Raw genomic sequence first — 25,432 nt, 5'->3', positions numbered from 1 at the left:
AGCATATTAAGAATAATTTCTATTGAACCAAATCATTAGGCTGTTCATTTGTTAAGGCTGGCACCTCCACTTTTACTTTTCTTCTCGCATATCTAAAATAGTAAAATATATAACAAGCAACGACGAAACCTCCCCCCCAATACAATGAATTGCGCTGTGTCGAATCATAAGCGGTGAACACGAAAATACCTAGGCACATAAGGATGCAGAGAATCGGAACAAACGGGAAGAAAGGTACTCTAAACTTCAGATTTTCAACCTTTCCTCCTTCTCTGATATACTGCTTACGGAATCTGTACTGTGCGAACGCAATCGCCATCCAGGTAAGTACCCCTCCAACCCCGCTTATAGAAAGTAACACAACAAATAGCGTTTCTTCTGCTACTACACTTGTAAGTAAAGACAGTAACGCAAAGACCAAGGTGATGAGTAAGGCATTAATAGGTACACCGCGCCGGTTTAGCTTTCCAAATAAAGGGGGCGCCATTCCGGTTTGAGAAAGGGAGAAAAGGATCCTGGTACAAGCAAACAGACCCGTGTTCCCTACAGAGAGGACCGCCGTCAAAATTACGAAATTCATAATGTCAGCTGCATAAGGAATACCTACCATTTCAAACACGGTAACAAATGGGCTTTCCAGCACCCCAGCTTTTTGCCACGGAACGATAGCCGATAAGACAAAGATTGCTAGAACATAGAAAAGCAGGACACGTATTACGATGCTTCGAATCGCTCTCGGAATACTTTGTTGCGGGTTTTCCGTCTCGCCTGCTGCAACCCCCATGATTTCTGATCCCTGAAATGCATATACGACCGTCATCATCGATATAAACACACCCGTGAATCCTGTAGGAAATAGTCCATCACCGATAAAATTAGATAAAAACGGAGCAGGTTGTGCATCCATATGAATCAATCCAAACATCGCTGCCGCACCGATAATGATGAACAGAATAACAGTAAGTACTTTAATCCCTGCGAACCAGTACTCAGTCTCCGCGAAACTTCTCGTTGTTAAGGCATTTATCGTGAACAATAGTACAGTAAATATCATACACCATACCCATACTGGTATATTAGGGAACCATCTAGCCATAAGCAAACCAGCCGCTACAAATTCTAAGCCTACGTAAAGAGCCCAACTTAGCCAGTAAATCCATCCAATGACAAACCCAGTGGCGGGTCCAATAAATTTCGTTGCATGGACCTGAAAGGAACCGGACACCGGCATAACTACCGATAATTCACCGAGACAAATCATCGCCAAGTACATTAATAAACCACCGAACAAATAGGCAATAATCGCTCCTGCGGGTCCAGCTTCACCGATCGCATAACCTGATCCCAGGAAAAGACCTGTTCCAATGATCCCACCTAAGGAGAGCATGAATAAATGTCTGCTCTTCATCGAACGCTGTAATTCTTTTGGCTGATTTTCATGTACTGTTTGCATGAATTCCCCCCCGTTTCTAATCGATAAACTGCTCTATACATTTTTATGATTAACACAAGTTAACGAGAGTTCCCCGATAACGCTTCGGAAGGTTCAGCATACTCTAGCAAGTCACTGATTGTCGGTTTAAATATTTCATAAGCTACTTCTCTTTGATATTTATTTTGGTTTTTTGCTTCTGTAAACAACTTAAACGTATTTTTCCTGCATAGTTTTTCGATATCATCAACGACAGCTTGCGGATCTGGTTTAACTAGTCCGAAAATAATTACATCATAAAACCTTATCGCCCCCAGGTTGGCAACGAAATCATTGACAACATCAATTCCTCTTTGTTTTATGATTTCGTCTCCCTCAGAAGAAATGGGAATGTTTGCCGCTTCCACAATTAAGCTTGCTTTTACGCTTTTAGCATTGGATATGTGGATGACATCCTCTAGTGCGCACGGAATTAAAATGTCGCAATCTATATCGAGCCATTCCGTGTTTGACCTTACATTATAATGTGGTTCAAAAAAGGCTTTATCCATTTCTCCGTACACATTCTTATGATCAATAAGCTTTTGGACATCTAATCCTTCTTCACACGTTACCAAAAGGGATGCATCAGAAATTCCCACGACTTTATAACCTAACTGGGACATTTTCAATGCACAGCTTGCCCCTACACAGCCGAATCCTTGAATGACAACTCTCGCTCCACCCTTTCCGCTTTTAAATTTCCATGCTTCATCTGCGGAAAATGCCACACCATAGCCTGTTACGACATCGTTTAAAAACAACCCGTCAATTTTTGTTTTCAACAGTGCATCAAAATCCTTTATCCCTTGTAGAACATTTGGATTCTGCTTCATTGATTTCGTAAGAGGGATATCAATACCAAATTCATTAAATATTTTGAGCACATCTTCATATTTGGTACCTAAATCACTGCCTAAAGATACTCCGATGTCTATATAAGGCATCATCGCAATTAGAAATCTTCTTAATACTGCATACGCGTCTGGCGCTTTATAGTCATAGGCAATGCCCGCTTTACATGCGCCAGTCGTCTCAGATTCACCGGCTACATACTTATAAGCCATCGCCTCAGCTAACCTTTCGACCTCTTCTTTTGTGACCGTTGGGTGCATTCTTGTACCGCCACCTGTGTAGCCTTTGACAAAGTTATGCACGACCAACCAACCTTTTGCATCTGTTTCCGTATCATTCCATTCCACAACTAAATATGGTTTGAACATCTGTGAAACCTCCCCAAAATTTTATTATTCCTACTACCTTCTAATGCAAAAACAATGCCACAGCATATTTGCCCCGCAACTATTTGTTGGACAATAGCTTTTGGTGCACTTCCTTCTTGTCTTGGCCAACAGATAGAATCTTTGGATTGACTGCAACTTCGATTACAGCCGGAAGCCCTGAAGCAATCGCCCTTTGCAGTGCTGGCGCAAAATCACTATTTCTTTCAACCTTTTCACCATGCGCTCCAAATAAGCGGGCCAATTCGGCAAAATCAGGATTGGACAAGTCAGTTCCAACTACCCGATTTGGAAAATGCCTTTCTTGATGTACTCGGATTGTTCCGTAAATATTGTTGTTGACAACAATAGATATGGTCGGGATTTTATACCGTACAGCGGTTTCAATCTCTTGGAGAGTCATCATAAAGCCGCCATCTCCTGAAATGGATACAACATGTTTGTGAGGCTGCGCCAGCTTTGCCCCAATAGCAGCAGGCAGTCCATATCCCATCGCACCCGACGTTGGCCCTACGTATGTGTTTTCTTGCTCGAAACGATAATATCTGGATAGCCATCCAAAAAAGTTGCCGGCATCATTTGTAATGATAGTGTCCTTCGGAAGACAGACGGCAATGTCATGCATTAATCCGTCCATATCTACGAAATCTTCTGTGTAGTCGGCCTTCAGTTCAGAAAATTCCAAATATTTATCATGCAATTCTTTCAAATGGTCTTCGCTTGAAATAATAGATCCTGGTTCTGGCGCTTGCAGTGCTTGTTCCAAGAAGCTCTTTGCATCTGCTTCAATGGCAAGTGAAGGTGGATACACTTTACCAAAAATATCGGGACAAATATCCACATGGATCAGTTTTGAATTTTCAGAAATCAACGTGTAGTCTTGTGTTCCTACTTGAGAGAATCGTGTCCCTAATGCCAAAACTACATCTGCATCACGGATTGCATCAAGTAAATATTGTGGTGTCCCAAACCCAAGCCATCCTGCATAGCAAGGATGTGAGTTCGGAAACGCGTCAAATCGACGGAAAGCGGTAACAACAGGGAGTTTCATCGCCTCAGCAAACTGTACAAGCAGCCTGCTGGCCTTAGCATGAATCACACCTCCACCAGCAATCAATACGGGACGCTCCGCATTTCGTATCAAATCCATCGCCTGCTTCACATCTTCCATATGTGGTTGGGGAGGAAGCGAGCGATAAGAATGATTGATGTTCAACTCTGCCTCATCTTCCAACATGTCATGCGGCAAAGCCACCAATACAGGGCCCGGACGCCCCGATCGCGCAATATGGAACGCCCGTTGCAATAATTCCGGGATCCTTTCCACACGATCGATCTCTACCGTCCATTTACATAAATGACTGAAAAAACCCGTCAAATTCACTTCCTGGAATGCTTCCTTTTCTTTAAAAGGGCGTTCGACTTGGCCAATAAGTCCAACCAAAGGGGTTGAGTCTTGAGCGGCAGTATGAATGCCGATAGCTAAGTTTGTAGCACCCACTCCACGCGTTGCCATACAAACTCCTACCTTTCCCGAAGCCTTGGCATACCCCTCCGCCATAAAAGAGGCACCTCCTTCATGTCTGGCGGAAATAAGTTCTATTTCAGGATGTTGATATAGTGCATCCATTACACTTAGATAACTTTCACCTGGTACACAAAAAGCTTTTTTCACCCCTTCTTTAGCCATTACTTCTACGATTGCCCTTCCTCCACTGACTTTCATAATCAAGCCTCCCGCTTTCAAGCACGTATTTTTGTTCTAGTAATTTATGATTATATGAATATTGACTCATCTTCAATATCATTTAACAAGTTTCCCCATTCCAGAAACATGTTTATTATCTTCTTCCATCTCAATAGGAGGTTTTCTTGTAACGGCACTCACTCCCAAAGTTACTGTAATGTTGATGAGTAATACGGCTAACCCTACATCAAGATCTTGTATGACTTGCGGCAGGGATGGAAATAAAGTAGCAAGTGTCGTACCTGAAGTAGTCGTGTATATGACAATTAGAATTCCAACAATCATTCCGGCAAAAGCTCCTTGGACGGTAACAGGATTCTTTTTCCACAAACTAAAAAATAATGCGGGAAATAACTGTGCCATGAAGCTATATGCCATTAGATACAACGTAAAAATCGACTCCCCACCATTAAACGTAAAATATAGAGTCACTATGGAAATGGCAGGTACTAACATCCTGCTCAGTCTTTGAAGCTGTTCATCTGATGTATTCGGCTTCCACACCTTATATACATTTTTAGAAAGTATCGTGGCAGTTGCCGTCAACACGAGTGAACTAGGAATAAGGGCGGCCATCGCCCCTGATGCTCCAATAACCCCAACAAACCAGGGATCAAATGACATTTTCGCCATTTTAAATAAAGCTAAGTCTGCTTCTGCCCCCTGTAGATTCGGAACTTGGAGAATCGCAGAAAAACCAATAAATAACGAAAAAATGATGATTACTTGATAAATTGGCATAACCCCGGCATTCCAACGAAGTGATTTTGGACTTTTTGCAGAGAATACTCCCGCCAACATATGAGGAAACATATAAAATGCCAGTGCTGTCATGATTGTAGCTGAAATAAACCAAGAGATACTCAAACCTTGTTCCGGGAAAATCAAAAAACCTTGTTTTGCCGTATCGATTGCTTCAAACATCGGCTGTAAACCACCGTAATAATGAAGAGGAAAATAAATCCCCATGAAGACGACTACAGTCAGAATCATGATATCTTTAATGACTGCGGTCCACGCTACCCCATGCATCCCTGAAGCAGTTACATAAATTGTGATCGCAATGACACTTACAACTATGGCCACATTTGGCGAAATGGACCCATAGGAGGCTTCCGATACGATAATTCCTAACCCTTTCAACTGCATGATCAGATATGGAATAATTGAAATGACGCTAATTACCGCTACAAGAACTCCTAAAGCCGGACTATTGTACTTTTTATCATAAAAATCAGATTGAGATATGACATTATTTTTCTTGGCATATCTCCAAATAGGCGGCAACAGCCAATAGGCGATTACAAAATAGAAGCAATTGAAAGCGTATAAGGCAGGAGGCATACCTGATCTATACGCTCCGCCGCTTGCCCCCAAAAACGTATATGTCGTAAACATTTCACCTGCTATCAAGAAGAAGAGCAAAAAGCTGCCGAAGCCCCTTCCGCCAATAGCCCATTGTTCCAAACTCATATTCTTACCTTTTCGAGCTTGAAGCCCTAACCAAATGCACAGAACCAAAAAGAAAAGGATAACAAGCAGGGCTTCATTCATCAGTCTTCTTCCTCCTCGGTTGCCGGATCAAGTTTATTGGCAATTATTAAAAACACTGATGTAAGACAAACCCATAATATGGCCCAAAAAAGAACAAATGGCATCCCTAAAACATAAGGTTCAATCCGATTGATAACCACAAGCGAGCCAAGTGCCGGTATTGCACTTATCACATAAATCATTTTCTTCATTTGTTCACCATCCTTACCAACAAATGCCCAACTTGAATCATCCAATCCTTCACCTTTCTGAAAAAACAGATATTTTTTTCTGTATTATTACATTGACAGCCCTTTAGTTAAGGGCTCATTTACAGCCCAATTCGGTTGCATGCCTGTAAGGACTTGTTCCACTTGCATTGCTGCATGTATAGCCATGCGTATCGAGCCTTCCTTCGTCAATGCCGCATTATGAGGACTGACAATCACATTATCCAATTTAAAAAGGGGATTCCCTTTATCAGGAGGCTCAACTTCAAATACGTCTATTCCAGCACCGGCAATCTGGCCCGCTTGCAAAGCATTTACTAAATCACTTTCCCTCACCACACCGCCCCTGGAAGCGTTTACAAAATAAGAAGAAGGTTTCATCCAGGAAAACTCACGGCTACCTATTATCCCTTTTGTTGTTTTCGTTAACGGCAGATGCAGGCTAATAACATCAGAGTTTCTGAATAACCATTCTAAATCTGTTACTATCTCCAACTCCGAATTCGTTTTGGCTGCAACATACGGGTCGTAGCCAATCACTTTCATATCAAAGCCTTGGTAAGCCTTTTTTGCCAGTATTCTACCGATTCTCCCCAGTCCGATAATCCCCAAAGTCTTGCCTTCCAAGTCCATGCCAAAAAGTTGATTACGAATAGCAAAATTCCCGCTGCGCAGTTCTTTATCAGCCAAGCTTAAGTTTTTGGACAATGATAAAATTAATGCCATTACATGTTCAGCTACAGAATTCGCATTTGCCTCTGGGGTATTTGTTACATAAATGCCACGCTCCGTAGCAGTTTCGATATCAATATTGTCCAAGCCCACACCATACTTGGCAATCACTTTGAGGTTTTCAGCTGCTTGAATGACTTCTTTATTTATTACAGCCGTTGATCTCGTTAGTACTGCATCACAACCCTTGATTTCTTCCATAAGAATTTCTTGCGACAGATCAGACCCTACTTTAATCTTATAGCCTTTTTCTACTAAATAACTTTTCCCCTCTTTCTCAATATCTTGAGGAATATACACTACATGACTCACCTTCACACCAACCCTTTCATGTTAACCTTGAAGGAAATATCTTTCCTACTGCATGGTTATATATACAATTATTGTGCCAACATAAAAAACATCAGTTTATTCAAGAAAGAAGCCAATCAGTCCTTATATCAAGACATAAATTAATGTAACAAATTGTTTCAAAATGAATTATTTAGTTTCATTACGTTTCAATCTGTTTCAATATTCAAGTTTTTCATCTTTCTCCATAAAGTCGTGCGACTCATCCCTAACTCAAAGGCAGCTTTTCCTTTATTAAAATTAACCTTAATTAACATTTGAACAATTCTTTCACGTTCGGATAAATGCATCCCAGGGGACATGTCCATCTCTTCGTCTTGTTTCGATAGCTGTATTTTCTTTTTACTTCTATTGGGAAAATACATTTCAATATCGTACACATCAACTAACTTGTCTTTATAAAGAGCGCATAATCGCTCACAAAAATTTTGCAATTGGCGAATATTCCCTTCCCAATTCTCTTCGCTCAGCTTTTTCATGGCAGTATCCGTAATCTTAATTTGTTTTTGATCCGAATGACCTTTCTGAATAAAAGCATTCACCAATAACGGAATATCTTCTCTGCGTTCCCTAAGTGGAGGCAATACAAGGTCCAGTACACTCAAGCGATAATACAGATCCTCCCGAAAGTCATTACTTTTCACCATTTGCATGAGGTCTTTGTTCGTTGCAGACACAATTCTCACATCAACGGGAATTACTTTATCATCACCGATACGCATGATTTCCCGCTCTTGGAGGACACGTAGCAGCCGGCTTTGCATTTTTGGGGAGATTTCCCCTATTTCATCTAAAAAAATCGTACCTCTATGAGCCAGTTCAAAAAATCCTAGCTTTCCGCCTTTCATGGCTCCCGTGAAAGCTCCTTCTGCATATCCGAAAAGCTCACTTTCCAATAGATTTTCGGGAAGTGCCGCGCAATTAATGGCTACAAACGGGTTATTTTTCCGGTTGCTATGATTATGTATGCTTTGGGCGAATATTTCCTTGCCCGTTCCAGTTTCTCCAATTATAAGAATATTTGAATCTACTTCACTATAACGTTGAGCTGTTTCAATCGTCCTCTTAATTTCGGGACTTCGATACAATATATCATCAAATGTGTACTTAGCCACATGTCCGCGTGAATGAAGTTTTCTGAAGAACTTCCCTTCCATCTCTTGAATGCGGGTAACATCTTGAAAGGCTACCATATCCCCCACTTTTTTACCCTTTAAAAATATCGCAACTTTTTTTACCGATAATTGAATCGTTTGGTAAGCAACGGTATCTTTTTCGTATTCACCGTCGCTTAAAAGCATATTTCGAAATCTTCCGGGCTTTATTATATCGTATATGGAATTTCCAATTAAGCTCCCCTTGGAAATCGATAATATCTCCTGAGCCGCCGTATTGAATACAGATATTTGTCCTTTTAAATCTATAGCAATAACCCCTTCATAGGCATAATTAAGAATCGTTTGGTAACGCTTGGTCTTCTCCTGTTCCCTTCTGCTGACAAGAGCTACTCTTTTCGCCTCAATCAACGCCTGCCGAAATGATTCCTTTCCAGTGTCAACCAGTATGGCTCCCAACCCTATCTCTTCAGCATATTTACAGGTACTTAAACCACTTAACACCACCTCACAACCTTCTCTGGCTGCCAAATCCACTAAACTGACTGAGGACTCGATATCATTTAATATATAGGACTGAATTGGCAAATCAACAATATCCGAAAGGTTTTCCACCCCATAAATCATGTTTAACGCTCCTATAACGGCCACTTTTTTACTGCCAAAACGTGCCTTGCAATCATATAGGGAACGAATGAGGTCGATTCCTTGGACAGGTATATCGACGATTGGAATGAATTCATTACTTTCTTTTAATAGTTTCGTGATCAATCCCCTTGAAATGATCACATCAGCATCCAGCTTCAACTTCCCAATCTTATCGGCATCCTCAACCACCTCCTCTAAAACAAACTTCACTGAACCGTTATCATTGTTGTCCGATTCTTCCAACTTGTTGAATTCCTCAAATCTTTCAAAAGCATCCGTAATATACCCTTTTCGAGGAACAACGAGTTTTATTTTTATCAAAACACCCACCTCCAACGTAAATCATTTTGGTTTTTTGGATATTAGCTAAAAGCAATCTGTAATTTATTCCTGACCTTGTTATACAAGGACTTGATATAACTTGGTAAGCTAAGAATGCCGCAAAGGTTTTCATTTAAAGCCACAATAAGTAAAGCAATGTGAGACTTCTAAAATAGTAATTCTGCATTTTATTTAGATAGTAGATATTTCACTTTATTAATGACTTTGAAAAATAAAAAACCCTGTTATCGTGGGTTTTTTCATCATAAGGATTTCGATTGGTATTTAATATGGTCATTCAGGTCATCACATTAAAACTTTCTCTTCATCACTGGAATACACTTTTTAACATTAACATCAGTATAATGATTCTTAAGGTGAAAATCATCATGAAAAATCCTTTTTAATTTCTTAAAGTGGCATGATCATCTACTTTATTTTCCATAATTCCCCTTCCTTCGGTAATAGGACTATATTGCTTTTATTCTTCAAACAAATGTGAAATTCCTTTTGATTTTATCGGTACAGACAATAAAATTAGTCTACAAACATATTAACCCCGTTCAAGAAATCCTGAACGGGGTTTTTTAATAAATTTTTATTTTGCGTTTTTGCGGGCATTCTAGCGGTTATCAAACTTTATAACATTCAAGGTGGTTTTACTTACGGACTTAAAAAGGATCGGCGATGACAAGGATTTTCCCTGCTTTGATATCCTCCACATATTGATCGACTTCGGATTCCTCCAGTCCAATATCCAATAATGGCTTTCTCAATCCGCCTGCTCCCGATGCTGCCCCGGCAGCGGCTCCGCCAAAAGTGGCGAAAATTGGTCCTGCTGCCAATATCGGACCAATTCCTGGTACGGCCAATGCACTCATTCCAATAAGCAGGCCTGTTAATCCGACAGCTCCGCCGGCTGCTGCGCCAGCTACTAATCCATCAGTCTTTGCCGGGGCGACTTCCTCGGCTTCACTGGGTAATTGATCAATGTTTTTTGCCACTACTGATATTTGATTGGATGTATATCCTTGTGTCTTTAAGTTTTCTACTGCTGAAATCGCTTCATTTGCATTTTCATATATTGCTATAAACCTCTTGTCCATGGTATCTGCTCCTTTAAAAGTAATGTATTATACAATACCCTTAATTGAGTTTTAATAACCTTCCATGAAGGAAATGAATTTCATTCCCGGATTTGCCCCTGGCCGTAAATGAAGTACTTGCTTGATGTTAAGGCAGGTAAACCCATTGGTCCACGTGCATGCAGCTTTTGTGTCGAAATGCCGATTTCTGCGCCATAACCAAATTCAAAGCCATCGGTAAAACGGGTGGAAGCATTATGATAAACTGCTGCGGCATCTACTTTATTCAAAAATGCGGAAGCGTTTTGTTCATCCCTCGTCAGGATTGCTTCAGAATGCTTGGTACCGTATCGGTTAATATGTTCAATCGCATCGAATACACCTTTGACAGTTTTCACGCTGATTTTTAAAGCCAGGTACTCCGTTGACCAATCTTCCTCCGTAGCAGTTTTGGCTCTTGGAAAGGAGCTGCAAACCGCTTCATCCCCATATATTTCAATACCCTTTTCGTCCAGGAGTTCCAAAATACGCACTCCGTTTTCTTCAAACCATTTTTCATGAATCAGAAGCCCCTCGATAGCATTGCATACGGATGGACGCTGAGTTTTACCGTTTAAGACAATTTTCTCGACAATCGTGATATCTGCGGTCTCATCGATGAAGATATGGCAATTGCCTGCTCCTGTTTCAAGAACCGGAACAGTGGACTCCTTAATGACCGTTTCAATTAAATTCTTTCCGCCTCGTGGAATCAAAACATCTAAATACTCATTAAGATGAAAAAGTTCCTTAGCGGTTTCTCGACTTGTATCCTCGATCAACTGAACAGCTTCTACAGGAATTTCCGTATTCTCCAATGCCTTATGAATGGATGAGACTAGTGCCATATTGGAGTTTTTGGCTGACGAGCTGCCTCTTAATATGACGGCATTCCCCGTTTTCAAGGACAATGTAGCTGCATCGATGGTCACGTTAGGCCTGGCTTCATAAATCATCCCGATTACACCGATCGGCACCCGTAACTTTTTAATCAATAAACCATTCTCTTTTTCGATCGTCTCCAATTGTTCCCCAACTGGATCATTTAATTCGATTAAAAGCATAATGGCCTCAGCCATGTCATCAATACGGTTAGCATTTAACATAATTCGATCCAATGTAGACTCACTGAAGCCTTTTTTCCTGCCTTCTTCCAGATCCTTTTGGTTTTCTTTCATCAAGAAATCTTTATCGATAATAAGTTGCTTAGCAATGTTTCCAAGTGCCTCGTTCTTTTGTTCCGTACTCAATCCTATTAACTGATAACTGGCTTCTTTGGCTGCTTTTCCTTTCGCCTTCACTTCACTCATTTTCAAATGCCCCCTTTTCCTTCACAAAAATTGATTTTTATGCTTTCACCCATTTATCGCGATGAATCACTTCTATGGAAGTGATCACAAGCTCGGATGTCCTCTTTCCCATCGCCTGTTTTAATTCTTCGTCGGAGTATAGGACCTCACCCCGCCCCAATAATCCATTTGCACCATAGACTTCGACAACATCACCCTTATTGAAGACTCCTTTAATTTCGTAAATTCCAGCTGGCAGCAGACTGCTGCCATTTGAAACTAAAGCTCTCTCGGCGCCTTCATCAACGAAAATTTTCCCGGATACTTGTGAATGAAGGGATATCCATTGTTTGTTTTTCGTTACCGTCGTCAAGACATCATTCCCAATATACGTGCCATCACCTTTGCCTTCGAGGATTGTTAGAAGTTTATCACTCCCATAACCAGAACCAATGAATACTTTCACCCCTAGAGACAATGCAGTTTGGGCTGCAATCAACTTAGATTTCATCCCCCCGGTTCCAACATTGGATCCTGAACCTTCTGCCATTTGCAATAAATCCGCTGTTACTTCGGTTAGCTTATCAAATCGTTTCGCCCCTGGATTTGTCTGTGGATTGGAATCATAGAGCCCATTAATGTCCGTTAATATGATTAAGTTGGCGGCGTGGACCAGTCCGCTTACTAAGGCGGATAGCATATCATTATCACCAAAAGTCAACTCCTCGACCGATACTGTATCATTTTCATTAATAATCGGAAGGATGCCGCGTTCAAGCAATTCCATCAATGTCGCATATGCATTTTTATATCTATCCTTTTTCGAGAAATCTTTCCTTGTTAACAAAATCTGCGCAGGAACGATTCCAAAATGACCCAACTGTTCCATATATGATTGAATCAATAGGCTTTGCCCAACCGCTGCAGCAGCTTGTTTTCCCTTAAGAGTGACAGGTCTCGTAGGATAGCCGAGCTTACGAAAACCTGTTGCTACAGCACCTGATGAAACAAGGACAACTTCATGTCCCGCTTTCCTTAAAGCTGCAACTGCCTGGATATGATCGGAAAATTTATTTTGGTCGATTTCACCTTTTGTGTTGGTCAAAGAACTACTTCCTATTTTTACAACGATGCGTTTCTTTTCCATCGATTACTTCCTCCAATAAATATCTAAGACATGAAAAAAAGCCCTCTTCATCCTCGAAATAAGGACGAAAAGGGCTGCTCTCCGTGGTACCACCTTCATTGAATGCAAGTTCATGCATTCCACTTTGCCTGATAACGCCAGGATTTGCGCCTATGTTTTGCATAGGACTCAAGAAGCAGGTTCTGCGTTTTCCTGTCGCGTGTCTTCCAGCAATTGACGCCGCTCTCTGTCACAGTGATTCTCGCATACTAATCTTCTCTCAACGTTCATTGTTTTAATATAGTATGCAAAATTATATGCTTGATGTCAATAACATTCCTACGATGTATGAACCTTATAACGCGATTGCCGGGCCGAAGAACTCATAGTGGATTTTATCCGCATCTATCCCCAGCTCTTTTAGATAAGTAATGATCGCCTTCATGAAAGGTACAGGGCCACACACATAATAATCAGCTTCAGATTTAACAAAACCGCTCAATAATTCCTTATCGATATACCCTTCCTTTTCAAAATTCGGCAGGTTCTTATCATCCTGGCCCGGATTTTTAAAGACAAAGGATAATTGATAGCTGGTAAGCTTGTGTGCTAGTTCTGTCAGTTCCATTCTGAACGGCTGTAACCGGCCATTATCGGAAGCATGAATGAATTGTACATGACGATCGGGTGTTTGTTCAGCTATCGCATGGACCATACTCATGAAAGGTGTTATGCCAACGCCTCCGCTCAAGAATACTGCCGGTGTTCGTTTTTCCAAATCGATGGTGAAATCACCTGCAGGAGCCGTTACGTCAATACTGTCACCCACCTGAATGGATTCATGCAAGTAGTTGGAGACCCTTCCATCAGGAGAGATTCCCGGCTTTTCTTTTTTAACGGAAATCCGGAAATAATCTTTTCCCGGAACATCAGACAAACTATATTGACGGTTGAATAGATAGCGTTCACCCGGTATCTCGATCCGAATGGTAATATATTGTCCAGGAAGAAATGATGGAACCTTCTCTCCATCTGACGGTTTTAAATAAAAGGATGTGATTACGTCACTTTCCCGTACTTTTTCCGCCACTGTGAATCGTTTGAAATCAGACCATCCGCCGACCTGATTGGAAGCTTCGTCGTACATTTCCTTTTCGATGCTAATGAAAGCATCTGCAATGACTCCATAGGCCTCTCCCCAAGCTTGGAGGATCTCTTCTGTAGCTAAATCTTGTAACACTTCCTTGATTGCACCTAATAGAAATTCTCCTACAATGGGATAATGTTCGGCTTTAACGGCGAGACTTCTGTGTTTTTGTGCTATTTGCTTCACGGCAGGTAATATCGTTTCGAGTTGATCTATATATTTAGCTGCTGCCAAAACTGTGTTGGCCAGTGCATTTTGCTGGCGTCCCTTTTTTTGATTGGCGTGATTAAAAACATTTAATAATTCAGGATGTGCTTCAAAAAGATTTTTATAGAATACAGTTGTGATTGTTGTACCATGCACTTCTAATACAGGTACAGTTGATTTGATAACATCAATAGTTTTTTGGGATAGCATAGGTAAACCCCTCTTCATAAACAAGTATTTTAAATACATGTTTATGATAGAACGTAAATGCATTAAAAGCAATATATTTTATACATCTTTTCCAAAAAATAAGCTTTCATGTTTATAAAATGTTCACATTTATGATATAGTCAAATGGGGATAGAATGTGAGGCGATAAACATGAGGTTGACGAGTTATTCCGATTACTCACTTAGAGTGTTGATTTACCTGGCTTCCCACGACCAAAGCAAATTATCAAATATTAAAGAGATTTCTGAAGTTTATCAACTGTCTAAAAATCATTTGATGAAGATTGTTCATAATCTTGGAAAATTAGGCTATATCGAGACGATTCGCGGAAGAAATGGCGGATTTCGGCTTGCAAAATCACCCGCTGAAATAAATGTAGGGGAACTTGTACGACGAACCGAGGAGGATTTTTATCTGGTGGAATGTTTTAAAGATCACGATAACTGTGTGATTTCCCCCGTTTGTTCATTGAAATTTGTTCTTAATAATGCCTTGGATGCTTTTCTAAAGGTCCTTGATCAATATACGATTGCAGACTTCAGCGAAAATAAAGTGATGCTCAAAACCTATTTCGATTCGGTAAAAAAGACTGACGAAGAGCCCGATTTTTTATGATCGGGCTCTTTTTCATTAACCGATGATTCGTTCGATCTGCCATTCCTTTTCCATTCGCAAATCCATGATCCCCGTACTGGTTTTCAATAAAGCTTTAAGGGGATCGTATGGATTGATCATAACGATCGTCCCGATTCTTTCATTAGTAAGCATGACTTCTTTTCCGACCAATGTGGACATTAAACGCTTTACAAATTCCAGCAGGATTTCCGGATTGAATTTACCGAACATATCGCTGTTCATTTGTTCAATCACCTTATAAAACGGCATGGCCTGATGATATAGACGATTTGAGGACATCGCATGGAAAACATCAGCTATTGCTACGATTTTCGCATGATGATCGATATCATTCCCCTTCAGCCCAAGTGGATAGCCTTGCCCATCTTCCCGTTCATGGTGCTGTAGGGCTGTTAATGCAATCGATGGAAGGATTCCAGGGATATTTTTAAGTAATTCATACCCATAAATGGTATGGAGCTTCATTTCTTCATATTCTGCCTCAGTCAGTTTACCCGGTCTTTCCAATATACTATCCGAAATCCTTATTTTACCCACGTCATGCAGCGTGGCTGCCAATGTTAGGGCTGAGAGGTTTTCTTTCGATAATCCAAGCTTCATCCCCAGATAAGTGGCAATGATTCCGACACCGATATTATGACTATACATGTACTCGTTTTTTGCTTGCATCTCATCGAAAAGGTAATAAATATCAGGATTCTTTGCAGCTTCTGTAATGACAGGTGCAACTTCGGCTTTAATCAATTCAATATTATCAAGGTGTATTTTTCCTTCTTTACGTATATCTTGAAAGAAGTTTTTCATTTGAAGAGAAGCTTCGTTGATTCTTTCATGAATCATTACGTTAGGCTGTACATGATTTTCCGTTAATGAATATCCACCTTTTTTAGGGATGGTAAGAGGCGTATTCGCTTTATTATTCATCTTCCCTCTTCTATTTTTCATTGCTCTCACACTTTTCTCTATTTTTTACCTATGATACCATATCCTTCATGGGCTTGTGTCATAATGAAAGCAATTTTGGGGGACTTAAGATCGGTCACTAAGTTCATTGCCCAGCTGTTTTAATTTTTCACCAACCGTACATTCTGAAATACAGAACTGATGGGCATACGTCCGCCCCTTCTCTTTTCGAAAATGCTTCCTTAAAAAACAATCTTGACAAAACGAAGCAAGAACATCTTCCACTTCTTCATATATTTTTTTCCTGTTCATTGTTATTATGGCTCCTTTGACTCAGCAATTTCCATTTTGCTGAAAATGGCTTTTCCTTGCAGTGCAAGTGTTGCCAGGCGATCAGCTTCCTGGTTTTCCTTTCGAGAAATTGGCTTGCAGACCGGAATGATCTTTAATTTATCCAGTTTCGCTTCAATGCGGTCAAGCCATTTATTTAAGTTTTCTTCCATGCAAGGCCATTCACCGGAAAGTTGATTTAAAACAACTAGGGAATCCCCTTTAAAGACACAACTTTGATGGTGGATTCCAAGTTCGTCCATCTGTCTGACCGCTTCATGAAAGGCCGCATATTCCGCTTCATTATTGGATTCAAATTGCTCCAATTTCAAGTTGGTGCGTAACCGCCAGAACTTCTTACCTTGGCGAAAATAAATGGCAACACCAATTCCTGCCACCTTTTCACCTTTTTGAAAACCGCCATCAAAAAAAACAGTCACATCCTGCGGTTCTTCCTCCACTTCCGTCAGGAGCTTCTTTAGTTCCTTCTTGGTCCAGGTTGTATCGAATTCATCCTTGAACTCCACTTCTTTCAGCCTTCCTGCCTTTTCAAGATCTTCCGTAATGACCAGAGCAGTCCCGGCATCAAGCCAATCCGAAATGAAATCGGCAGATGGTTTTTTTGATGCTTGATATGTCCATTGCATAATTACCTTCAAAGATTTCCAGCTCCTTATCCATTCACCATTCATGCAGAACAGCTTACAATTTTCATACCTTTTTTTCGTCTTACCCTTTATAATATATTGTAAGCATTTGTATCGCTTTTTTAATTATAGTTCCCATATCAGCCTGAAATTCTCATGTTTCAATCTTATTTTATATGAAACGTTTTTTTATAATAGCATATTGACAGTTAAACTCGAGGAGGAGCACATCTTGATCGAAGTATATATTGATGGTGCCAGTGCAGGCAATCCAGGGCCGAGCGGCGCAGGTGTTTTCATAAATAATAATGGTGTGATCGAGCGGCATGCCTTTCCGCTTGGAAATATGGAAAACCATGAAGCGGAGTATCATGCTTTAATCAAAGGATTGGAAATTTGTGTAGCCAATAAGTATCAAATCGCTTCTTTTCGTACTGACTCACAAGCCATTAACCGGGCCATTGAAAAAAGATTTGCAAAGAATAAGTATGCCATTTTGTTGGAACGGGCGCTAAAGCTTTCCGATGAGCTTGAATTATTTTTCATGAAATGGATTCCAAATCTCGAAAACAAGTCCGCGGATGAGTTGGCGAGACGGGCCATTCGAATGAATAAGTCCGAGGAAATTCATGAACAAGACAGCTGATTTTTCATTACTATTCGTTGTATTCATTTGGGGCGTCACTTTTGTCATGGTTCAAAATGCCCTATCTTTTCTTGACCCCTTCACGTTTAATGCGGTCCGTTTCTTCATGGCTTTCGTTTTCTTGCTCATCCCTTATATATCGACTTTACACAAAAAGGGGAAAACTTGGAACAAGGGTCTTTTTATAGCTGGGTTTCATATTGGGGTTTGGCTTTTTTTGGGGTATGGGCTTCAAACGATCGGATTGAATTATACAACTCCTGCGAAGACAGGCTTTATAACAGGTTTAAGTGTCGTCATGGTACCTGTGTTTTCCCTTCTGCTTTTAAAACATAGGCTTCCCCGCAATACAATAATTGGTGTCGCAGCCGCAACCATCGGGCTTTATTTAATGACTTTTGCTGACCGCTCCAATTTGAATATCGGTGATTTACTGGTATTTTTATGTGCAATCAGTTTTGCCATGCAGATCATTACAACGGCTAAATATGCCAAGACCTTACCCGCTTTACCATTGACGCTGATTCAGGTTTCCACAGTATCTTTATTATCATTTGTTTCAGCCTTCATTTTTAAAGAGAATCATTCCGTCATCTTCAGCTCAGAGGTCATGTTACAGAAGGATGTATGGACTGCTTTATTGGTTACGGCAGCCCTTGCCACTGCGTTCGCCTTTTTTGCACAAACCTTCTTCCAAGCCTATACGACACCTACAAGAGTGGCGCTGATTTTTTCAATGGAACCGGTTTTTGCCGCGTTATCCTCATACATATTGATAGGGGAAAAACTGACTACCGCCTCCATCATCGGCTGCGCATTCATATTCTTGGGGATGATTTTCGCTGAACTGCCTGTTAAGAAAAAGAAACCCGTGACACAGGAGTTTACTTGAAAAGGCCAATAAAATAAATCGGACTTCCAGTTACGAAGTCCGATTTATTTAAGCAGCCCCTGTTCTTTTGCAAAAGATACCGCTGCACTACGCGTTTCAATGCCGTTTTGTTTTAAGTTTTCCAAAAAGGAGATATAAAAGCTGCCATCAAAGTTCTTTTGTACCTTCAATGTCAATTCTATTGCTGCATTGACTAAAATATCACTCGCATCCGTGTACCGCTTACCAAAATAAATAAAACCAATAGCGTCATTACCAAAAGTGAATCCTTTACCCTCTAAAAAACTAACATACTCTTCAGTTGATTTCGCCACTTCTGCATCCACTCCATACTTCATGCCTTATTTTCATCTTACCGTATATCAAAGATTTTGACTATCCATTTTTCGACAAAAAAATCACCGTACAAAATAAAAGAGCTCCCATTGGAAGCTCCGCTTATTGTATTAAATCATTCGCAGTAAAGCCCTGAATTCATGATCCCTAGCCAGATCTTTGACCTTCTCGCGATCATACTGATAGACCGCATCGTCCAAAGAACATGAAATTGGTACATCACATTTTATTTCTGCTAGCTTTCTGGATAAATGAAGCATATCGACGGCGGATTCAATTTTAGCTCGTTGCCCGTTCGTCAATGAAGCAACATTTTCAAGAATCCCTTCGATACTTTGATACTGGATCAATAATTTCAACGCTGTCTTCTCACCTATTCCTTTAACTCCGGGATAGTTATCAGCTGTATCACCCATTAAAGCTTTTAAATCGATCATTTGTCTTGGTGTGATCCCTTTCCATTCAAAAAAGCTATCGGGATTATGAACTTCATAATTACCATATCCTTTTTTTAACAATAGCACGGAAATGTTTTCATCTATTAACTGAAGCATATCTTGATCACCAGTCAATATACCCACCCGGCTATGTTGGGCGGATGCCTTGGCAATTGTCCCGATACAGTCATCCGCCTCATATCCAGAGAGCCCTATGTTAGGGATATCAAATGCTTCAACCGCTTTTTTCGCTAGGTCGAATTGAGGGATCATTTCGACTGGAGCTTCTGATCGATTAGCCTTGTATCCATCAAATAATTCATTTCTGAAAGTCTTGCTGCCCATATCCCAACACACTGCGACATGACTAGGGGAAAAGTGATCCACCGCCGTCAGCATATGCTTCAAAAAACCTTGAACGGCATTAGTCGGGATGCCTTTTGAGTTAATCATGAATTGACCAGTAACTGCCGTTGCATAAAAAGCTCTAAATAAAAGCGCCATCCCATCGACAAGCATAAAGGAAGGATGCTGCTCGTTTTCTTTCATTAACACATTATCACCTCTATCATGATGTACTTCCATTTTAACATAACTGTCCCCTTTTTTAAGGATCGTTTAATTGGAAAAAATATTATTCAATTGGATTATCATCATACGAGATCCAGTCACTGTAACTGCCAATATATATCTTCACATCTTTAAAGCCCGCTTCTTTCAGGGCGATATAATTGGGTGATGCCGTTACACCTGAACCGCAGTACACAATGATTTCCTTATCTTTACCGATGCCTGAAAAATTCGACTGAAGATCTTCCTTCTTTTTAAAATAGCCATTTTCCAGAACGTTCGTCCACACCTTATTTACTGCTCCAGGTATATGTCCGGCTTTTTTATCAATCGGCTCTTCGATTCCCTTGTAGCGCTTAGATTCCCTTGAATCCATTAATACGATATCGTCAGGCCTATTCATAGTGTAATCCTTCACTGTTTGAAAAGATGCAAAAACGGAATCATTTAAATCGATATGATATTCTGATGGCATATATTTCGTTTGATTCGAGTCAATTGGATAGCCCTCATCCCTCCAGGCGCGAAAGCCCCCGTTAAGAACATAAACTTTCCGATGCCCAAGGTAGCTGAGCAGCCAGGCAAACCTGGAAGCAAAAGAACCTTCCCCGCCATCATAAGCAATAAGTACAGTATCATTGGTGATTCCGTTTGATTCCAGTTTATTTTTAAAGGTTTCCAGATTAGGAAGAGGATGTCTTCCGCCATGTTCTTGAACCTGCCCCGATAAGTCCTTTTCAAGATCGAAATAAACCGCGCCGGAAATATGGTCTTGTTTGTATTCATTATACCCTGCATCAGGAGAGCCTAGCTGAAAGCGGCAGTCACAAATTCTGATCTCTTGAGAATTCAACTTCGGCAACAGCTCTTCTTTTTCAATTATTAAACTCATCTAAAAAAACCCCCTATTCCAAAATGGTCCAAATTAATTCATTAAGCTCCGTTTCCATCTTCTTTCCTTGATGTAGCCTAGTTATCTCATTCTTTAAGGAAAGTGATTTCCCTTCTATTATCGAAAGATTCTTTTCACTTTCATCGTTGCTTATATATTCCTCCATTTGTTTTGCTTTAAATATCCGGGTAATCCTGGTTTTCAATTCTTGATCAATTGAAAGCAAATCAAGTAATTCCCATACTGATAAAGGTGGCAGCGAACCCAGGTGAATTATATATTCAAGGATTAAATACGAACGGTATACTTGTACCCATGTTTTTAGTTCTTTTCTTTCGGATCCCCTTGTTTTTGTCAATAGTTGAAGATTTTCGATCATCATCCGATAGTAATGGTGGCCCAGTGCCTTTTTGGAATAGCAATCAGCAATCAAACCCTTCATCTTCCTATAATAATCCGGATGCGTAATCAACTTAATTGGCGACTGAAATAATTCAAATAGAGCAGGATTACTCTTTAAGGTTAGACGTGAAGATTTAAATAAATCCCAGCCTTCCATGTCAAATAGGTCTTCTTTCATTTGAATGACTTCAACTGGCTGACTTAAGCTAAGGTATGAACGCTTATCATTATGAACATATATAAATCGAACATCGTAATCTGATTGGCCTGATGATAAACCAAAAGAATGGCTGCCAGTAACAGCAGCCATTAAAATGGTCATATCTTCTTTCTTTTCCAGGTATCTCAATCGTGAAATAAGGTTTTCTTTCATGAACGAGACCTCGTTTCTATTTCGAATGCATTTTTGCCAATTCCGCTACGGCATTTTCATAATACGGTAAATCGACCGTTTCCTCCAATGCTGCCCGTAAACCTGCAAAGATATCCGATATTTCCGTCTTAAACTCTTTTTGAATCGCAAGTAACTCTTGATTGAGGACTTCATTATACATTTCGAAAATCCGTTCGCCCTGCTCTTTTACATATACAAGGGCAGGATCATCCAAACGCTTCTGAAGCCCTTCGCTCATTTTCGCTTTTTCATTTTTTTCAAAGAAAGATTTTGGATTTTTAAATAATGCCAATTCCTTTTTGAATTCCCCCGTATCTAATTGCGCAAAAGCTCCTGTAAATTCAAGGGACTCCCTCTCATTAGGTTCATATGGCTGCAACGAAAGGTTTCTTCTTATTTTTTGCATTTGCAAAAGCAAACTGCTTTGTTTCTCATTCAGTAATTTATTTACGAACATTTCCGTCCTTAAAGCCGTTGCCCGCATTTCCTGGGCAAGGTCAAAGCCTAAAGCATCCAATAAGTTCTTCATAGATTGCTTGAGGACAATTTTCAGATCGCCTCCATCATCTTTTAAAACAGCCGGATTGAAAGATTCTTTGAAGAAATCATTAAACCGGAAGAAGACCCGTTGCTTACTATAAAAAGTCAATTCGTCTATCTCTTTTTTCAAACGTTGCTTTTCGGCATCCCCTTTAATGACTGAGAGGAGTTCCGAAATGGACTGTACCTCATGAGAAAGTGTTTCCAGGGCATTTCGTTTCGCTTTCTCATCCTGCCTGGAAGCTGTAATTACATCTCGTAGCAGCTCTTCCGTTCTTTTTACAGCCGCTTGAGCCGATTCAATTGCAAGTCCCGTTAAATCGTTTTCTATGAAAGAATCGAATTGACCTTGGAATTCCGAGATTCCGCTATTTGGAAGGAACGAATGCTTAAACGAACCAGGCGTTTGTTTTTCCATCAACGCTCCCTTACTCGTAAGCGGGAACAGTTTTGGAAAACGGATTCCGAATCCATTCAATTGATCTGTGACATAATCCATCACTTCGTCCAATTCGTCAGTGGTTTGTGCCAGATCGACGGCATTGACGATGAAAAACATCTTATCCATAGCGAAAGAATCTTTCACACGGCCAAGTTGTATCAGGAACTCCCTGTCTGCCCGTGAAAATGGGTGATTATAATAGGTCACAAATAGAATGGCATCCGAATTCTTAATATATTCGAAAGCTGCGCCTGTATGTCGTGCATTTATTGAATCAGCCCCAGGTGTGTCAACAAGGACCATCCCCTGCTTTGTCATTTCACAGTCATAACGCAGTTCAATCAGATCAACAAGACATGACTTGGACTCTTCTGCAGCAAAACGTTTAAATCCTTCAAGGTCTACCGTAACCACATTACCCAATTCATTTTGGTACTCGGGCAGCCCTTGATGAAAAGCCCTTAGAAAGGATAAATGAGTTTTCCCCTTATCAACTTCCCCCGCCTTCGCAATGATTTGTCCTGCCAGTTGAAGTGCTTCATCTAGCGTTTTTGCCGATTTATCAAAAGCTGCCAAGGCCAGGCTTACATCTTCCAACAGCATCGCTTGTGTCTTTAGCTTGACGGTTGCCGTTCCATGTGGATGCTCAGCGTCTGAAGACATGATTTTGTTGATTGCGGCAGTTGTTGGATTTGGTGAAACAGGAAGGACGCTCTCCCCCATCAACGCATTGGCAAAGGAAGATTTGCCCGCACTGAATGCACCGAAAAGCGCAACAGTGAACGTCTGCTGTTCCAAGCGATTTGCCTTCTCTTTCAATTCTTTATAAAGAGATTGAAATCCCCTCAAAGGTTGAATTAGCTTGGCTGCCTGTTGTAAACTCGTTGCAGTCTCCATCAGCTTTTCTTTTCCGCGTAAATCAGTAGCATCAGATGAAGAAACAGTCACGGAATGTTCAACTTCCTTGTTTTCTTTATCATGATCCGTTTCAATTTGTTCGTTGACGGACCTTGAATTACTTTCTTTAGCGGTTTTCATGATTTTGACTGTAATATTTTTTTCCTCTTCATTCCATTGGGTTAAAAGCATATCGATATCACGCTCATCGACTAATGATTCAGTTTGATTGGCAATGGCCACTAATCGTTCCGTTTGGTACTCGATCTCCGCATTCATCGCAGCAGTAACTTTAAGGGCTTCCGCAAATTCGGAAAAACCTTCAAGTTCCTTATCAATGGATATGGACTGCTGTTCCACTATCGCTTCCATAACGGTAACCATATTATTCAAAAATCCTTCTGATACATCACGTGCTTTCTTTTTGATGGCTGATGCCAAATCATTCGTATAGTTTAAAACGTATTCACCCGTAATATCGACTTGAGACTTCAAAGAGTTTTTTATGTAAGATTCCGATACCTCGATTTGAAGTGCCTGTGCCTTACTTTCAAGTGTTGAATCATGGATTTCCGCTTGATTAAGCGTTTTAACGGCTAGTTCTTTAAGATGCCATTCAAGCTGGGTCTTCACCTTTTCTTGTAAATCGGTCAAGAAAGCATGGATACGTGCCTCACGTTCGGCATCCGTTTTTTTCTTGGCAAATAATAGACCCACTTTAAAGTCAGGCTGAGCCGATTCCAAGAAAGATTTACCTAGGTCCCGTGTTGCAGCGGGCATGATGTATGCACCTTTCAAAATGGTTTCTAATGCATCAGCATATTGGATCTTGATTTCCTCTATACGTCCAGTTAATGATTTTTTTTCTTTCAATAGGCTGTCCACCTGATTCGTCAGTTGTATTCGCTCTTCATATGGAAGTTCTGATAATACTTCAAAATCATCGGCATGTTCCTCTTCATACTGCTCTTTCAGCCAATTAAGATGCCTTTCGACCAGGGCATTAGCTGATTGCATGATGGCATCTTTCCCATCATTTAGACCTTTGCCCGCAATGTCGGATATGAATTGCTTGACCACTTCTATTTCATTTTCGGTATTGTTCAAGTCTCTTACGGATGTATAAAAAATACCATCAGGGTATACATTCCAGTTCGCAAATGCATCAGAAACGGAAAGCTTGAAGTCTTGAAAGCTAAGCTCGTTCTCATCATGCTTATCGATCATATTGATAATTAAGTATGTCGGTTTTTCAGCCTCTAACAATTCTTTCGTGAATAGGAAGTTCACTTCTGACTGGACGTGATTGTAGTCCATGACATAGAAGACTACATCAGCTAGATGCAAGGCAGATTCCGTAGAAACTCTATGTGCATCGTCTGTCGAATCAATTCCTGGCGTATCCATGATCGCGCATGAATCCGGCAGTGAAAAATCATTGGAACTTATCGTTATTGCCGATACTGAATCTCCATCCTTGGCAAATTTCTTGACCTCTTTAAAATCATATGGTGCAGGAAATAGGACTGGTGGCTGATGATGGTAAAAGACTTTGGCATAATCTTCACCTTTTTGGACTTTTACCGTATTTGCACTTGTTGGAATAGGGCTTGAAGGCAATACTTGATCACCGAGGAAAAAGTTGATCATACTAGATTTCCCCGCTGAAAAATGCCCGCAAAAAGCAATGATGAACTCTTCGTTATTCACTTTCATGATTAACTGTTTTAGTTTATCGGCATTTCCTGTATCACCTGCCAATTGAAATTTCTCATACATGGCAGTCAAAATCCCCAATTTGGACTGTTGCTTTAATGTTTCTTGAATCATGAATCCATACCCCTTAATCTATCGTCATTTTGATATTCTTATTGTAAACGATTTCGTTTATTATTCATACCATCAGCTTTATTTTTACTATATGATTCATTACTGGCCATGTTCAAAAAAAAAAC

General features: G+C 40.4%; 22 protein-coding genes. 3 read left to right on the top strand and 19 right to left on the bottom strand.

The window, feature by feature from the left end; translation table 11 throughout:
- Positions 1–19: 19 nt before the first annotated feature.
- From ACQKFG_RS07050 to hmpA, 11 genes are all read right to left on the bottom strand, one after another.
- A complete protein-coding gene (locus tag ACQKFG_RS07050; RefSeq protein ID WP_427557356.1) occupies positions 20–1,453 on the bottom strand; it encodes an amino acid permease in 1,434 nt (477 codons plus the stop codon).
- 59 nt (positions 1,454–1,512) lie between these two features.
- The gene (locus ACQKFG_RS07045) at positions 1,513–2,694 is read right to left on the bottom strand and encodes a Glu/Leu/Phe/Val family dehydrogenase (protein WP_427557353.1); all 1,182 of its coding nucleotides are present in this window, start codon (positions 2,692–2,694) and stop codon (positions 1,513–1,515) included.
- Between the two features lie 79 nt (positions 2,695–2,773).
- On the bottom strand, positions 2,774–4,438 hold the full coding sequence (locus tag ACQKFG_RS07040) for a thiamine pyrophosphate-dependent enzyme (RefSeq protein ID WP_427557350.1): 1,665 nt from the start codon (positions 4,436–4,438) through the stop codon (positions 2,774–2,776).
- Positions 4,439–4,516: 78 nt separating this feature from the next.
- On the bottom strand, positions 4,517–6,013 hold the full coding sequence (locus tag ACQKFG_RS07035) for a sodium:solute symporter family protein (protein WP_427557347.1): 1,497 nt from the start codon (positions 6,011–6,013) through the stop codon (positions 4,517–4,519).
- Entirely contained in the window at positions 6,013–6,195 is a 183-nt protein-coding gene (locus ACQKFG_RS07030) for a DUF3311 domain-containing protein (RefSeq protein WP_370662591.1), read from the bottom strand. Before ACQKFG_RS07030 ends, ACQKFG_RS07035 begins: the two co-directional genes overlap by 1 nt.
- A gap of 96 nt (positions 6,196–6,291) precedes the next feature.
- Positions 6,292–7,254, bottom strand: a complete 963-nt coding sequence (locus ACQKFG_RS07025; RefSeq protein WP_427557344.1) for a hydroxyacid dehydrogenase — start codon at positions 7,252–7,254, stop codon at positions 6,292–6,294.
- 200 nt (positions 7,255–7,454) lie between these two features.
- The gene (locus ACQKFG_RS07020) at positions 7,455–9,389 is read right to left on the bottom strand and encodes a sigma 54-interacting transcriptional regulator (protein ID WP_427557341.1); all 1,935 of its coding nucleotides are present in this window, start codon (positions 9,387–9,389) and stop codon (positions 7,455–7,457) included.
- A gap of 671 nt (positions 9,390–10,060) precedes the next feature.
- The gene (locus ACQKFG_RS07015; RefSeq protein ID WP_192205276.1) at positions 10,061–10,495 is read right to left on the bottom strand and encodes a general stress protein; all 435 of its coding nucleotides are present in this window, start codon (positions 10,493–10,495) and stop codon (positions 10,061–10,063) included.
- Positions 10,496–10,575: 80 nt separating this feature from the next.
- Positions 10,576–11,823: a glutamate-5-semialdehyde dehydrogenase gene (locus ACQKFG_RS07010; RefSeq protein WP_349728099.1), complete on the bottom strand. Its 1,248-nt coding sequence runs from the start codon at positions 11,821–11,823 to the stop codon at positions 10,576–10,578.
- A gap of 37 nt (positions 11,824–11,860) precedes the next feature.
- Positions 11,861–12,949: a glutamate 5-kinase gene (gene proB / locus ACQKFG_RS07005; protein ID WP_427557336.1), complete on the bottom strand. Its 1,089-nt coding sequence runs from the start codon at positions 12,947–12,949 to the stop codon at positions 11,861–11,863.
- 334 nt (positions 12,950–13,283) lie between these two features.
- A complete protein-coding gene (gene hmpA, locus ACQKFG_RS07000; protein ID WP_427557333.1) occupies positions 13,284–14,492 on the bottom strand; it encodes an NO-inducible flavohemoprotein in 1,209 nt (402 codons plus the stop codon).
- Between the two features lie 171 nt (positions 14,493–14,663).
- On the opposite strand from hmpA, the gene ACQKFG_RS06995 reads away from it, so the two are divergent.
- Positions 14,664–15,128, top strand: coding sequence for an RrF2 family transcriptional regulator (locus tag ACQKFG_RS06995; RefSeq protein ID WP_427557330.1), 465 nt, complete (start codon positions 14,664–14,666; stop codon positions 15,126–15,128).
- Positions 15,129–15,143: 15 nt separating this feature from the next.
- Here the strand turns inward: ACQKFG_RS06995 and ACQKFG_RS06990 are convergent, their stop codons facing one another.
- From ACQKFG_RS06990 to ACQKFG_RS06980, 3 genes are all read right to left on the bottom strand, one after another.
- Complete coding sequence (locus ACQKFG_RS06990; protein ID WP_427557327.1) at positions 15,144–16,094, bottom strand: HD-GYP domain-containing protein; 951 nt, start codon at positions 16,092–16,094, stop codon at positions 15,144–15,146.
- Positions 16,095–16,178: 84 nt separating this feature from the next.
- Positions 16,179–16,364, bottom strand: coding sequence for a zinc-finger domain-containing protein (locus ACQKFG_RS06985; protein WP_192205281.1), 186 nt, complete (start codon positions 16,362–16,364; stop codon positions 16,179–16,181).
- Positions 16,365–16,369: 5 nt separating this feature from the next.
- A complete protein-coding gene (locus ACQKFG_RS06980) occupies positions 16,370–17,041 on the bottom strand; it encodes a reverse transcriptase-like protein (protein WP_427557324.1) in 672 nt (223 codons plus the stop codon).
- Positions 17,042–17,261: 220 nt separating this feature from the next.
- On the opposite strand from ACQKFG_RS06980, the gene ACQKFG_RS06975 reads away from it, so the two are divergent.
- Together ACQKFG_RS06975 and ACQKFG_RS06970 are read left to right on the top strand one after the other, a co-directional pair.
- Positions 17,262–17,675 (top strand): reverse transcriptase-like protein, encoded by a 414-nt coding sequence (locus ACQKFG_RS06975; protein ID WP_427557321.1) that lies wholly within the window; start codon positions 17,262–17,264, stop codon positions 17,673–17,675.
- Positions 17,659–18,567, top strand: a complete 909-nt coding sequence (locus ACQKFG_RS06970) for a DMT family transporter (protein ID WP_427557318.1) — start codon at positions 17,659–17,661, stop codon at positions 18,565–18,567. The genes ACQKFG_RS06975 and ACQKFG_RS06970 overlap by 17 nt, the downstream gene beginning before the upstream one ends.
- A 44-nt stretch (positions 18,568–18,611) precedes the next feature.
- Here the strand turns inward: ACQKFG_RS06970 and ACQKFG_RS06965 are convergent, their stop codons facing one another.
- The 5 genes from ACQKFG_RS06965 to ACQKFG_RS06945 form a co-directional block, all read right to left on the bottom strand.
- A complete protein-coding gene (locus tag ACQKFG_RS06965; RefSeq protein ID WP_228467451.1) occupies positions 18,612–18,893 on the bottom strand; it encodes a DUF6123 family protein in 282 nt (93 codons plus the stop codon).
- A 120-nt stretch (positions 18,894–19,013) separates the two neighbouring features.
- Positions 19,014–19,889 carry a 5'-3' exonuclease gene (locus tag ACQKFG_RS06960; RefSeq protein WP_349728556.1) on the bottom strand — a complete coding sequence of 292 codons (876 nt, stop codon included), beginning with the start codon at positions 19,887–19,889 and terminating at the stop codon, positions 19,014–19,016.
- An 85-nt stretch (positions 19,890–19,974) separates the two neighbouring features.
- Positions 19,975–20,802: a sulfurtransferase gene (locus ACQKFG_RS06955; RefSeq protein ID WP_349728090.1), complete on the bottom strand. Its 828-nt coding sequence runs from the start codon at positions 20,800–20,802 to the stop codon at positions 19,975–19,977.
- A gap of 13 nt (positions 20,803–20,815) precedes the next feature.
- The gene (locus tag ACQKFG_RS06950) at positions 20,816–21,577 is read right to left on the bottom strand and encodes a nucleotidyltransferase domain-containing protein (protein ID WP_349728089.1); all 762 of its coding nucleotides are present in this window, start codon (positions 21,575–21,577) and stop codon (positions 20,816–20,818) included.
- Positions 21,578–21,593: 16 nt separating this feature from the next.
- Complete coding sequence (locus ACQKFG_RS06945) at positions 21,594–25,307, bottom strand: dynamin family protein (RefSeq protein ID WP_427557313.1); 3,714 nt, start codon at positions 25,305–25,307, stop codon at positions 21,594–21,596.
- Positions 25,308–25,432: the final 125 nt, after the last annotated feature.

The organism is Peribacillus sp. NPDC076916 (genome assembly GCF_050269675.1).
Taxonomy (GTDB): domain Bacteria; phylum Bacillota; class Bacilli; order Bacillales; family DSM-1321; genus Peribacillus; species Peribacillus aracenensis.
The sequence above is the reverse complement of the archived record's forward strand: the minus strand, read 5'-3'. Positions and strand labels throughout refer to the sequence as shown.

Excerpts from the sequence above, each read along its gene's own strand:
- ACQKFG_RS07050 (WP_427557356.1), bottom strand. The coding sequence starts at position 1,453 with ATGCAAACAGTACATGAAAATCAGCCAAAAGAATTACAGCGTTCGATG.
- ACQKFG_RS07045 (WP_427557353.1), bottom strand. The coding sequence starts at position 2,694 with ATGTTCAAACCATATTTAGTTGTGGAATGGAATGATACGGAAACAGAT.
- ACQKFG_RS07040 (WP_427557350.1), bottom strand. The coding sequence starts at position 4,438 with ATGAAAGTCAGTGGAGGAAGGGCAATCGTAGAAGTAATGGCTAAAGAA.
- ACQKFG_RS07035 (WP_427557347.1), bottom strand. The coding sequence starts at position 6,013 with ATGAATGAAGCCCTGCTTGTTATCCTTTTCTTTTTGGTTCTGTGCATT.
- ACQKFG_RS07030 (WP_370662591.1), bottom strand. The coding sequence starts at position 6,195 with ATGATTTATGTGATAAGTGCAATACCGGCACTTGGCTCGCTTGTGGTT.
- ACQKFG_RS07015 (WP_192205276.1), bottom strand. The coding sequence starts at position 10,495 with ATGGACAAGAGGTTTATAGCAATATATGAAAATGCAAATGAAGCGATT.
- ACQKFG_RS07010 (WP_349728099.1), bottom strand. The coding sequence starts at position 11,823 with ATGAGTGAAGTGAAGGCGAAAGGAAAAGCAGCCAAAGAAGCCAGTTAT.
- proB (WP_427557336.1), bottom strand. The coding sequence starts at position 12,949 with ATGGAAAAGAAACGCATCGTTGTAAAAATAGGAAGTAGTTCTTTGACC.
- hmpA (WP_427557333.1), bottom strand. The coding sequence starts at position 14,492 with ATGCTATCCCAAAAAACTATTGATGTTATCAAATCAACTGTACCTGTA.
- ACQKFG_RS06995 (WP_427557330.1), top strand. The coding sequence starts at position 14,664 with ATGAGGTTGACGAGTTATTCCGATTACTCACTTAGAGTGTTGATTTAC.
- ACQKFG_RS06990 (WP_427557327.1), bottom strand. The coding sequence starts at position 16,094 with ATGAAAAATAGAAGAGGGAAGATGAATAATAAAGCGAATACGCCTCTT.
- ACQKFG_RS06985 (WP_192205281.1), bottom strand. The coding sequence starts at position 16,364 with ATGAACAGGAAAAAAATATATGAAGAAGTGGAAGATGTTCTTGCTTCG.
- ACQKFG_RS06970 (WP_427557318.1), top strand. The coding sequence starts at position 17,659 with ATGAACAAGACAGCTGATTTTTCATTACTATTCGTTGTATTCATTTGG.
- ACQKFG_RS06960 (WP_349728556.1), bottom strand. The coding sequence starts at position 19,889 with ATGAAAGAAAACGAGCAGCATCCTTCCTTTATGCTTGTCGATGGGATG.
- ACQKFG_RS06955 (WP_349728090.1), bottom strand. The coding sequence starts at position 20,802 with ATGAGTTTAATAATTGAAAAAGAAGAGCTGTTGCCGAAGTTGAATTCT.
- ACQKFG_RS06950 (WP_349728089.1), bottom strand. The coding sequence starts at position 21,577 with ATGAAAGAAAACCTTATTTCACGATTGAGATACCTGGAAAAGAAAGAA.
- ACQKFG_RS06945 (WP_427557313.1), bottom strand. The coding sequence starts at position 25,307 with ATGATTCAAGAAACATTAAAGCAACAGTCCAAATTGGGGATTTTGACT.